Consider the following 11,477-nt stretch of genomic DNA (forward strand, 5'->3'; position numbering starts at 1 on the left):
TAAAGCTCTCCGGGGTCTCAGCCTGTTCCATTTTCCCGCAGGAGTCTACCTGTTTTCCCTTCCCTCCTTGCGGATATATTGGATGAACGGACTTCGATTCGGACATTTATCCAAACAATCGGGACAAAAGGTACAGGATATCAGACACTCACATTCTCAATTCGGACAAGCGACCTTCTATATCGGACATTTCCTACCAATTCGGACATGAGATGCACTTTATCGGACATATGCTAGGCCTATTGAGACATAAGTCACATTTTTTCGGACACCTAGTTTTTTCAATGTCAGTAAGGCCACAATCTTCTCATCAATGAATGGTCCGACGAGCCAAATATGGACGGGTGTGGTGGGAAATGGCGAGACTCCCGCGGGAGAAGGACTCAGGCGAGACCCCACAGGGAGTGTTAACGACCGAGGAGGCTCGGCGGTTCCCCCGCAGGAAAGCGAGTCATTTCCCACCACGCCCTTTTCTTACTTCAGTAGAGGACCCAAACACCTCACCTTCAAGTATTCAAGATATGGGGGAGATTATGGTATTAAAAAGAAGCTGCGATTTGCTTGGCAGCTTCTTTTTGTTTCATGAAGGTACATCACTTACACAATCGTAAGAACTCGTTTCATATAATGCTCAGGTAATTGAGCGAAGAATAAGTCTCGGCTTTCATGTACGAAGCGATACTTGGCATGACGTAACAAAGCGAGGTCTTTTTTGGCGAGTCCTAGATAGCTTTGTTGAAAAGGTGACAACGAAGTTCTACGGGAAAGAAGGTCGATCGCTTTTTGGTTATCGCCACGGGCAATGGCTAAGTGAGCAATTTCTACAGGATCTGTCGTATGAACATTTTCCGTGCGGTTATGAAAGGCTGATGTAAACGGAATAGAGTGGTTCGTGACAGATTGAATGATATCGGGTAGCTGATGTATTTCTCCTAAGTGTTTCGTTTTTAATAAATAATCCATCGTCTGATCGTAATCGTCCAACGAGTGAGTCAGCGCTAAATGGTGATGCATGGTGGCTAATTTCTTGGGAGCTAATCCGGAACTGATATACTTGTAAGCGAACTTTCGAGCTAAAACGAGACTGTTGATTTTCCAATAGTGATGGAAAGTCAATTCATCAAAGCGAAGTTTCATATAGTAATGAAATAAAGGTTCATTTATGGTGAACAACGCTTCCTGGATATCCTCTGTATATTTGTCCATTCCTGCATATTTTCTCATATCATAATAAGCATAGACGAGAAGGAACAAATGGATGCATCTTAGGGAAGGATGTTCGAATGTCCAAGTCTCCATTTCTTTTAAATCCTGTTCAGTCAACCGGGTTGTTTTCCTGTCCAAAACAATACGGTAAAGTTGGACAACTTCAGGATGGAGATGGTCGAAGGTAAGTGCTCGATCTAAATCCTTGAAGTAATCGTTCATATAGAGAAATTCCATCGTCGCCAGTTGGTCCTCTATCTTCGTATGTTTATTGGATAAACAGAACTGCCTGGTCCGTTCCTGTGCCATCACATCTGAGTCTGCGTCTTTAAGTTCATGATGATAGAATTTGTAAGCAGGAGAAAGATGATTCATATGAATTCGATTGAACCGTGTGGGTTCAATCACCATATAACTCTTCATATCATATCCCTCCTCAGCCTTTCATTTAGGTACTTCTATTATAAGGTGTATGTAAGAATAAACAAAGCAATTTGCAAATTTTTTCAAATTGTAGGTTAAGGAGTCCAGTAAATAAATTCTACAAATAAAAGTTGACTCTAACGTAACGTGATCGATTAGTGTGTAACGAGGTGGTCACCATGTATAAAGTGAAAGAACTGTCTGATGTTGCTGGTGTGAGTGTGCGCACACTCCACCACTATGATGATATCGGATTGTTATCGCCGCAGTTAATAGGGGAGAATCGGTTTCGCTATTATGGGGAAGAAGAAGTTGCGCGTTTGCAACAAATCTTGTTACTAAAGGAAATGGACTTTTCCTTAAGCACGATACAGCAAATCTTAGACGACCCGGATTTCGATCAGGAGAAGGCTTTGCAGCACCAAAAAGTACTATTGAAAGAAAAGAAGAGGCGTTTGGATCGTATATTGAATTCCATAGATCAGACGCTTGTTTCATTAAGAGGAGGAAAGAAAATGTCGAACCAGGATAAGTTTGACTCATTTGACCGAACTGAAATAGAGAAGCATCAGAAGAGATATGAGAAAGAAGTGAAAGATCGCTGGGGGGATACGGACGCGTACAAACAATCAAAGGCCAAAACAGCCTCCTATACAGAGGAAGATTGGAAGAGGATTCATGGAAAAAGTGAGGCTATCGACCAAGCCATCATCGACCGTATGGATCATGGACCTGATGATGAAGAAGTCCAACGTTTGATTGGAGAAAAACGCCAACATATTACGGATTACTTCTACACTTGCACGCCGGAGATCTTCAGAGGACTTGCGGATATGTATGTCAACGACTCTCGTTTTACAAAAAACATCGAAAAAAAACAAAAAGGTTATTCAGAGTTTTTGCAAAAGGCAATCCATTCATACTGCGACAAACTGGCGGATTGACTGGATTTATTAAGAATTCGAGAGTCTCATGTTACAACGGAGTAACATATATGTAATAAACGTAAAGTGAATGTGACTTTCCTGTTATTGAGTTATGCCTCACAGGTGTTAGTATAGGACTTGTGATTTTGAAACAGCGCTTGCGAGACATCGGGTCTCAATAGAAAAGGCTGTTATCCAAGGAGGCAATCAATAATGAAAAAAACAATTTTATCTTTGGCAGCGGTCACTGGGATTATGGCGACTACAACAATTACAGCAAGTGCAGAAGAGATTACGGTAAACAAAGGGGATACGCTTTGGAGCATTGCTCAGAACAATGGTGTATCCGTCAATGATATAAAACAAGAAAACAATCTAACATCCAACTTGATTTATCCAGGTCAAGCTCTACAAATCAATGAAAATAGCAACGCAACAGTTGAGACGGCATCAACTAACGCACAAGCAGACACGTACACGGTTCGTTCTGGGGATACTCTATACAGCATTTCTCAGAATTACGGCGTAAGCGTATCTTCTTTGAAAGCGTCTAACGGATTGAATTCAAACCTTATCTATCCTGGACAACAGCTTGCTGTGAACGGAGAAGTACAAGCATCTACGCAAAGCACAAATGACACGCAATCTACGCAGTCTTCTCAAGAAGAAGGTCGCACAATCAATGTAGAAGCAACAGCTTATACGGCTTATTGCACAGGTTGCTCTGGTGTAACAGCAACAGGTATTGACCTTCGTGCAAACCCAGACCGTAAAGTCATCGCGGTAGATCCTAACGTCATCCCTCTCGGCACAGAAGTTTATGTAGAAGGATATGGACGTGCTGTAGCTGGAGACATCGGTGGCGCGATCCAAGGTAACCGTATCGATGTATTCATGCCAAGTCGTTCCGATGCATTGAACTTCGGGCGCCAAAACGTTGAAGTAACGATCCTAGACTAATTATAAACGGTAAACAGGCGGCACATTCGTGTCGTCTGTTTTCTAGTATAAATAAAGATATATTTATAAGAATGAATTCCCGCGTTTCTACAAAATAAACATGAATCTCATGTGTGTTATTGATGTAAAAAGAAACGGATTCAGGAGTTTGGAATTCGATCAACAGAACGGCTTCTCCTAGGTGGGAACCAGATTCAAAATAGATGAAAAAGAAAAATATAAAAATAAAAATTTTTTTGTTGCGTTTGTGATGTTTTACTAATATTATCAAGGGGAATCGATTTATAACCCTATAAAGAAAAGGAGGTCACCACGATGACTCTGCTATATTCTAAAGCGCGTGAGCTTTTTGATGAGGATTACAAGAACAGTCCAGAAGGCAAGTCTGCAGCGAAAGTCAAAAGTGCAAAGCGCACCAAGAGTGGGAAAACACTTTTTGCTTCCCGCAAGCAGAACAGTAAGCGTAAATAACATCTGACGTGGTGAAGGAATGCTATGCGAAGAAACAAAATGAGAATTAACATGTCAAACTTCTTTAAAAGAGGAGTTCCGTGGATCAGCGCTTTAAGGACAGAATCTGTCACTTAAGCGCTGATTTTTTATTGCCCAAAACCTAAATAAGTCGTCATCAACATACTTCTCAGTGAGCCTTAATAAGGAGATGATGTGCGTTTCGCTTGAGTGAAATTAGGCTATTTACAGTTTTAAGGAGGCGAGTAATTTGTCTATTTTTTCAAAAGAAGCATTACAGGACCAACACATCATTATTACGGGTGCTACCGGTGGAATTGGTTACGAAGTGGCGAAAGAAATTGTGCGATGCGGAGGACATGTAACCGTCACAGGGCGTAACGAAGAGAAATTAGCAGCACTCAAAGAAGAGTGTGCTACGATAAATGAAGATGCAAAGGTTGCAGTCGTTGTTGCGGATCTAAATGAAGATGGTGGACGGCAACAGATTGTTTCACAAGCGCGCAATGAAATAGGGGATATTACAGGCTTAGTCAATTCAGCAGGTATCATAGGAGGAGGACCTCTCGATCAACTGACTGAAGAAGAGTTACGAAAAGTGATGGAACTGAACTTCTTTTCAACGATTCTATTCACTCAAGCTGTTTATGAACATATGAAGAAAAAGGGCGGGTCAATTGTTAATCTATCTTCTCTCTCAGGTTTGAGGGGAACACATGGGAATACCGCTTATAGTGGTTCTAAATTTGCCATAACTGGATTCACTCAGTCTTTTGCCTATGAGGCTATTGAGTATGGTATTCGTGTGAATGCGGTGTGCCCGGGGTATGTGGATACTTCGATGGGGCAAGAGGCTATTCGAAGCAAAGGGGAACGCGAAGGACGAAGCTATGAAGAACAAAGGGAGTTAGCTGAACAAGGGATTCCTTCCAGCCGGCTTTCTACCCCGGAAGAAGTCGCACGCTCGATTGTCTATTTACTGACGGACGCTTCAGAAAATATTATCGGGGAGTCATTGAAGATTTCTGGCGGAAGCGTCATGCGCTAATTTGTAAACAAGGAGAGATTCATCATGAGTAAGGATCGTTATTCAAGACAACGCCTATTTGCACCGATAGGAAGTTCGGGACAAGTCCTTATCGGTCAAAAGCATGTACTTATTCTAGGTGTTGGTGCGCTAGGGACAAGTTGTGCTGAGCAGCTCGCTCGCGCTGGAATCGGTAAGCTGACATTGATCGATCGTGATTATGTCGAATGGAGCAACCTACAGCGGCAACAGCTTTATTCTGAAAACGATGCGAGTGATAGACTCCCTAAAGTCATTGCTGCGAAAGAGCGCTTGGGTCAAATCAATGGGGAGGTAACAATTGAAGCATATGTCCAAGACGCAGGAAGAGAGACGCTTGAGTCGTTGGTCGAAGAAGTCGACGTCATGATTGACGCAACAGACAATTTTGAAGCTCGCTTACTCATGAATGATATTTCTCAAAAGTATAACGTCCCTTGGGTGTATGGTGCATGTGTGAGCAGTCACGGAGTCAGCTACACGATATTGCCTGGAGAGAATGCCTGTCTCCGCTGCTTGTTGGATTCGGTTCCGATGGGCGGGGCTACGTGTGATACGGTTGGTGTCATCAGCCCGGCTGTGCAGATGGTGACGGCTCACCAAGTGGCAGACGTATTGAAAATACTTGTCGGCGATCAGCAAGCGATTCACGGAAAGTTTGTGACGTTTGACCTTTGGAACCATAGGTATTCAAGCATATCTGTAAAAAATGTGAAGAAAAGGGACTGTCCATCTTGTGGAAATGACCCTACATACCCTTCTTTATCTATGGAAACTCAAACGAAAACAGCCGTTCTCTGCGGAAGGGACACGGTACAAATCAGACCTGGACAGATGGGGGATAGAGATTTCGAAGAGTTGAAAGAGCGGTTGGTGGATGGGGAAGTGAAAGAGAACCCTTTCTTGTTATCTTATGATCAAGGTGCGCATCGTCTAGTGTTTTTTAAAGATGGACGTGTCCTTGTCCATGGAACGAAAGATGTGACAGAAGCGAAATCCATCTATCAGCGTATAGTCGGTGGCTGACCTTTCCATTGTTTGTATGACTATTAAAATGGGAATACATAAACAACAGACAATAATTAAAGGAGGCTTTACTGATGGGGCGCTTGTTAAAGAGAGTCTTCAAATATGGCCCGATGGTGTATCCGATTATTAGGAAGTTCATGCGTAAACGCAGAAGATATTAGACGAAACGCGCCTTCTACATAGGCGCGTTTTTCTTTTTTCTGTCCCTGGGGGGTTCTCCTCGAAATAAGATGTAAGGTGTGGCGGAAAAGTGAACAGTCTGTCCGAAGACGCTGAGCAAATGTCCGATATAGATCGCTTGTCCGAATTGAGCACTTGAATGTATGATATCGTGCATCTCTTGTCCGGATCGCTTGGATAAATGTCCGAATTGAGGTTCCAGTTCTCCCAGACTCTCCTAAGAGTGAACGGACCAGAACGTGTTCAAGAATAATATTCTATAATAGGACCTTTCTTTTTCTATCGTTTTGTTCTACTTATGGTAGAATTTATAAAAAAGAGGGTCACAAAGGGGGAAGGAAATGAATCGCTGGGATTCAACACCAATCATCCGTTTCTTTGGTGGTCGTACCTTGTTGTACATACTTGGCATTCTGTTGATCATCGGCTTAAATATACTCGTGTATTCTCGAGTAGGGTTTCTATTTCACCCGGTTCTAGTTTTTGTTAAAACCGTAGCCTTACCGATCATTCTTTCAGTAGTGGTGTACTATTTACTTCGCCCCATCATTCAAATGATGGAATCATGGAGAATCAAGCGCGTTTGGGGAATCATCATTACGCTTATGCTTGTGGTCGGGCTCATTACGTTGTTGATCATTCTGATTGTTCCGTTTCTGGAAAAACAGTTCATCAGTTTAGCGGAAGAATTACCTCAATATTTGCGTGATTTAGTCAACACAACGGACCAATGGCTTCGCAGTTCGGTTGTAGGCAATTACTATAATGATCTATTCCAAGACGTAAATGGAATACTGAACCAACTGCCTGATTTATCAACTTATGCTGCTCAAACAGTTGAGGGAATCACCAGTTTCATCACAACTCTGACTAACGTTGTGATTGCCATTGTCACTCTGCCGTTTATCTTGTTTTATTTATTGAAAGACGGACATAAACTGCCGAACAAGATTGTTCATATTTTTCCTCCAAAAGCTCGAAAAGAAGTGATGAGCGTCTTCAAAGGAATCGATCATCAACTGAGTGCGTATATTCAAGGGCAGATTATTGTCAGCTTCTGTATCGGGATCATGATGTACATCGGCTTTTTGATCATTGGCATTGACTATGCGTTATTATTAGCGGCCATTGCTAGTGTGACAAGCGTTGTACCGTACTTAGGACCAATGATTGCGATTACGCCGGCGTTGATTATCGCAATCGTTACATCACCATTTATGGTTCTGAAATTAGCCTTTGTATGGACGGTCGTCCAGTTGCTGGAGGGCAAATTCATTTCTCCGCAGATTATGGGGAAAAGCTTGCATATTCACCCTGTCACGATTATCTTCGTGCTTTTGACAGCTGGCCATTTGTTCGGCGTCGTTGGGATCATCCTCGCCATACCGGGTTATGCGATCATTAAAGTGTTTGTGACCCATCTCTATGTATGGTTTAAGAAGCGTTACAACCGCTATGTCGATCAAGAAGATCAGTATGAAACAGAAGAATAGGATACCTGAATGAGAAAAAGACCAGGGGGATGTTGGCTCGCTTTAGCCGCATCCCTCTGGTCTTCATTTATTGTGCTTTTTTCATCATCACAATCCAAACGTCTGGCTCTACTTCTACTTCATCCACTGGTTCAAACCCATATTTAAGATAAAGATTGACGGCGGGTTCGTTCCCTTTCCCTGTCTGAACGACGACCGGTTTATTCGGCATCGTAGCAAACAAATGTTTCAGAAGCGATTCACCTATTCCTCTTCTGAAATAAGCGGGATCAACCATCATTCTGTAAATATCAATTTCCTCTTGCTCTTCTTTATAAGCAAGGACTCCAACGATTTTTTCTTCGATCATGTATCCGATGAATGTTTCATCATTCTCTACAATCGATTGTACGGAGTCACGGAATGGAGGAATATCTGAGAAGTTAATTAATTCCGCTTCAACCGCATAGGACTCCTGTTGGATTTTTAGGATATCCGTTGCGACCTTAGGATCTCTATGGGAAAGGATATCAATAGCCATGTACTCATCCTTTCATCAACCATGTCCCCATTCTAGCAAATCTATGGGAGAATGAAAGGGAATGAGGTTGGAAATCGAGTTTCTATTATATCCCATATATGGTACGGTAAGAGGAAAAAGACATTGCTATGGTGGGGGATCATCCTTTGTAAATTCCATTTATAGCCCATAGCAAAGCTGAATAAAAAAGGGGAAAACAGATGGATTATATTAAGGACATGAGAAAGTTGATCGGGCATGAAACATTATTGACGGTCGGATGTGGCGTCATCATAGAACAAGAAGGTCACATTCTACTTCAACATCGAACGGACTTGGATAACTGGTGTATCCCGGGTGGGTTAATGGAAATCGGGGAAGGCTTTGAGGAAACAGCGAAGCGAGAAACGTTGGAAGAAACAGGGTTAGAAGTCAAAGACCTTGAATTGTTCGGTATTTATTCGGGGGAGAAATGTTTCGCCACTTATCCGAATAAGGATCGAGCTTACAGTGTTCAAATTATTTTCAAATCGAAATCTTTTGAAGGGGAACTGATTCATGAAGGAAGCGAAACGAAAGAGCATCAATTCTTCAAAAAAGATGACCTTCCCGAGAACTTAAATGATCGTCAGGAAGTATTCATTCTGGATTGGGCTAAGGACGTCACGTTACCAGTGATTGATTAAGTAATGGAGGGATTTATATGGCTTATTTCATGCTAGGGTTGATTGTCATCGTCATCATCGTGCAAATGTTTAAATACTTCGGGAAGACCTCACACTCTGGTAGCGAAGACCGTGCTTATACTCCACATGATGATCTGTATAGTGGTAAATCGCGTGACTACGATGCGAGGCCAATACCCCAATCCACGAAAAAAGCGGATGTTGAACAAGGGAGTACACGTCATGTTTCCCGAGATGAATTTGATCATGCAATCGACTTTTACATAGCGGACGAAGATAAGGAAAAAGACGAGAACAAAGCATAGGGCACAAACTTAAAAAAGCATCGAATGAAATTTTTCATTCGATGCTTTTTAGTTTCGGAAAACCATGACTGCCTTAAACGATCCAATAGCTCAAAACTGACAACAGAATGGATGTGAGGATGAGTAGAAGGAGCGGCTTTAAGGCTTTATGCTTTAAATCTCTCAAACTGACACTCAGGCCGAGCCCGACCATCGCCATCGTCAATAGAAACGATGTCAGAGACGCGATATGACCTAAGACATCTTCAGGAATACGGATGAAGTAGCTTCCGATTAAGCTCATGGCTAGAAAGCCGAGTAAAAACCATGGGAAAGTGATGCTATTCTCGGTTTCTTCGTTTTTCTTATTTTTCATAAACCAGATTAATAGAAGGCTCAACGGAACGAGTAGAAAGACACGTCCGAGCTTGGATAAGAGAGCCATTCCTAACCCCTCTTCGCCAGCAGGGGCACCGGCAAGCGCTACATGAGCGACTTCGTGCAAGCTGATTCCGGCCCACATGCCGTAAGCTTCCGCATCCAAAGGTAGAAGCGGGCGAAGAAGCGTGTAGCCAATCGCAAAGATGGTTCCTACAATAGAGATTAGTCCTGCGCTTATTGCAGTATCTTCTTCTTTGACTTTCAAAATAGGTGAAACCGCCGCAATCGCAGATGCTCCACATACGCCTGTACCGATACCGAGAAGCATGGATAAGGAAGCATCGGCGTTGAATATACGCGCAAGAAATACCATCAATCCAATCGCGAACACAATGACTCCTAGATCTCTTAATAAAAGTGGGAGGCCTTCATCTAAGATCAAGTTCATATTTAAACGTAAGCCGAACAGAATAATGGCAAGACGAAGCAGCTTTTTAGCGGAGAATTGGATGCCAGAACGGATCGCCTCCGGATAACCGAAGAAGTGCCGGTACAAAACTGCGAGTAATATAGCGACAGCAAGCGGACCTGTTTTGTTGAGAACAGGTAATTGTGCCAGGGTGAAGCCTAGAGAAGCGACAATTGCTGTAAATCCGATACCGGATAATAAGGGACGATAGGCAATCTTCATAACGAATCCCTCTTTCTTTTCTAAAGTTAAAGTGAATAGGTCTTTTTTTGTTTGTTTACTTCGAGTGTAAACGATCAGACATTGATTTCCTTTTAACACTATACGCCTGCACTTAACATTAGTAAAATAAAACTTTATAATGTTAATCATTAATATTATTAATGATAAGGAGTGGTAGAATGGATTTCGAATCGATGCAAACTTTCATCACCGTCGTAGATGAAAAAAGTTTTACGAAGGCGTCCCAAAGGTTGAATTTATCTCAACCGACGGTGAGCTTTCACATCAAGAATTTAGAGTCCTATTTTTCCACGACGTTAATCGATCGATCACCGAAACGGTTTAAGCTGACACAAACAGGTGAGATGGTGTATCAAAGAGCGAGGCAGATAAGTGGAGTCATTGAGAAAGCGAAAGCGGAGGTCTATGAATTTCAACATCAGCTTCGAGGAACCATTCATATAGGCGCCAGTTACACAGTGGGTGAGTACATTTTGCCATCGATTTTGAAGATGTTCGATGAGAAATACCCAGCGATTGATTTGATGATTCAAATCGCAAATACAGAGCGCATCAACAGGGCTGTTCAGCTCCATGAATTGGATGTGGGTCTTGTTGAAGGGCAAGTTCACCATCAAGGACTCACGTCTTCTCCTTTCATGGAAGATGAAATGGTCGTGATTGTTCCCAAGGACCATCCCTTGCGTAAGCATGAACCCGTTACGTTTCATCAATTGCAAGACCAAACATGGCTGACAAGAGAAGGTGGCTCAGGTACGAGGGCGATGATGGATTCGATGTTAGAGTCGTACAATATTCGCCCGAAAAAACTGATTACGATCGGCAGCAATCATGGTGTCGTTCAAAGTGTCAAAGAAGGCCTTGGCCTGTCGTTTATATCCAGAACGGTCGTCAAGCATACGAATGCCGAAGATTTAATCATGACGATTCCCTACATTAAGAGCGCCGTCCGCTATTTCTCAATTGTTACACCGGTCAACGAGGAAGAAATTTCGAAAAATGCAGGCGTGTTCATAGAAGAGGTGAAGAAAAAATATTCGCTGTAATTGTCACAAAATGATGATATTTATCGAGATTTTTTTCTGATATCATTAAACTATGGAGAGGGAATGACATGGGTAGGGTCGAAGTAAACGTATAGAGTCCCTTTAAATAATCGGC

The 11,477-nt window shown here is 42.4% G+C and carries 12 protein-coding genes; 9 read left to right on the plus strand and 3 right to left on the minus strand.

Annotated features, from left to right (window positions below):
* Positions 1 to 597: 597 nt before the first annotated feature.
* A complete protein-coding gene (locus H0266_RS17450; protein ID WP_181473732.1) occupies positions 598 to 1,629 on the minus strand; it encodes an AimR family lysis-lysogeny pheromone receptor in 1,032 nt (343 codons plus the stop codon).
* A gap of 179 nt (positions 1,630 to 1,808) precedes the next feature.
* On the opposite strand from H0266_RS17450, the gene H0266_RS17455 reads away from it, so the two are divergent.
* The 6 genes from H0266_RS17455 to H0266_RS17480 all read left to right on the plus strand — a co-directional run bounded on the left by H0266_RS17455 (position 1,809) and on the right by H0266_RS17480 (position 7,754).
* Positions 1,809 to 2,573 carry a MerR family transcriptional regulator gene (locus H0266_RS17455; RefSeq protein ID WP_181473733.1) on the plus strand — a complete coding sequence of 255 codons (765 nt, stop codon included), beginning with the start codon at positions 1,809 to 1,811 and terminating at the stop codon, positions 2,571 to 2,573.
* A gap of 195 nt (positions 2,574 to 2,768) precedes the next feature.
* A complete protein-coding gene (locus H0266_RS17460) occupies positions 2,769 to 3,515 on the plus strand; it encodes a LysM peptidoglycan-binding and 3D domain-containing protein (RefSeq protein ID WP_181473734.1) in 747 nt (248 codons plus the stop codon).
* A 315-nt stretch (positions 3,516 to 3,830) separates the two neighbouring features.
* Positions 3,831 to 3,986: a hypothetical protein gene (locus tag H0266_RS17465; RefSeq protein ID WP_181473735.1), complete on the plus strand. Its 156-nt coding sequence runs from the start codon at positions 3,831 to 3,833 to the stop codon at positions 3,984 to 3,986.
* A 250-nt stretch (positions 3,987 to 4,236) separates the two neighbouring features.
* Positions 4,237 to 5,034 carry an SDR family NAD(P)-dependent oxidoreductase gene (locus H0266_RS17470; protein ID WP_181473736.1) on the plus strand — a complete coding sequence of 266 codons (798 nt, stop codon included), beginning with the start codon at positions 4,237 to 4,239 and terminating at the stop codon, positions 5,032 to 5,034.
* 24 nt (positions 5,035 to 5,058) lie between these two features.
* Positions 5,059 to 6,078: a MoeB/ThiF family adenylyltransferase gene (locus tag H0266_RS17475; RefSeq protein WP_181473737.1), complete on the plus strand. Its 1,020-nt coding sequence runs from the start codon at positions 5,059 to 5,061 to the stop codon at positions 6,076 to 6,078.
* A gap of 524 nt (positions 6,079 to 6,602) precedes the next feature.
* Positions 6,603 to 7,754 (plus strand): AI-2E family transporter, encoded by a 1,152-nt coding sequence (locus tag H0266_RS17480; protein WP_181473738.1) that lies wholly within the window; start codon positions 6,603 to 6,605, stop codon positions 7,752 to 7,754.
* A 67-nt stretch (positions 7,755 to 7,821) separates the two neighbouring features.
* On the opposite strand, the gene H0266_RS17485 is transcribed toward H0266_RS17480, so the two are convergent.
* Positions 7,822 to 8,274, minus strand: a complete 453-nt coding sequence (locus tag H0266_RS17485; RefSeq protein WP_181473739.1) for a GNAT family N-acetyltransferase — start codon at positions 8,272 to 8,274, stop codon at positions 7,822 to 7,824.
* 200 nt (positions 8,275 to 8,474) lie between these two features.
* Between H0266_RS17485 and H0266_RS17490 the strand changes: the two genes are divergently transcribed.
* The gene (locus H0266_RS17490) at positions 8,475 to 8,939 is read left to right on the plus strand and encodes an NUDIX hydrolase (RefSeq protein WP_181473740.1); all 465 of its coding nucleotides are present in this window, start codon (positions 8,475 to 8,477) and stop codon (positions 8,937 to 8,939) included.
* Between the two features lie 17 nt (positions 8,940 to 8,956).
* Positions 8,957 to 9,244 (plus strand): hypothetical protein, encoded by a 288-nt coding sequence (locus tag H0266_RS17495; RefSeq protein WP_181473741.1) that lies wholly within the window; start codon positions 8,957 to 8,959, stop codon positions 9,242 to 9,244.
* A 73-nt stretch (positions 9,245 to 9,317) separates the two neighbouring features.
* On the opposite strand, the gene H0266_RS17500 is transcribed toward H0266_RS17495, so the two are convergent.
* Positions 9,318 to 10,295, minus strand: coding sequence for a YeiH family protein (locus H0266_RS17500; RefSeq protein WP_181473742.1), 978 nt, complete (start codon positions 10,293 to 10,295; stop codon positions 9,318 to 9,320).
* A 179-nt stretch (positions 10,296 to 10,474) separates the two neighbouring features.
* On the opposite strand from H0266_RS17500, the gene H0266_RS17505 reads away from it, so the two are divergent.
* On the plus strand, positions 10,475 to 11,362 hold the full coding sequence (locus H0266_RS17505; RefSeq protein WP_181473743.1) for a LysR family transcriptional regulator: 888 nt from the start codon (positions 10,475 to 10,477) through the stop codon (positions 11,360 to 11,362).
* Positions 11,363 to 11,477 lie beyond the last annotated feature (115 nt).

This window comes from Halobacillus locisalis, assembly GCF_013694105.1.
GTDB lineage: Bacteria > Bacillota > Bacilli > Bacillales > Halobacillaceae > Halobacillus > Halobacillus locisalis.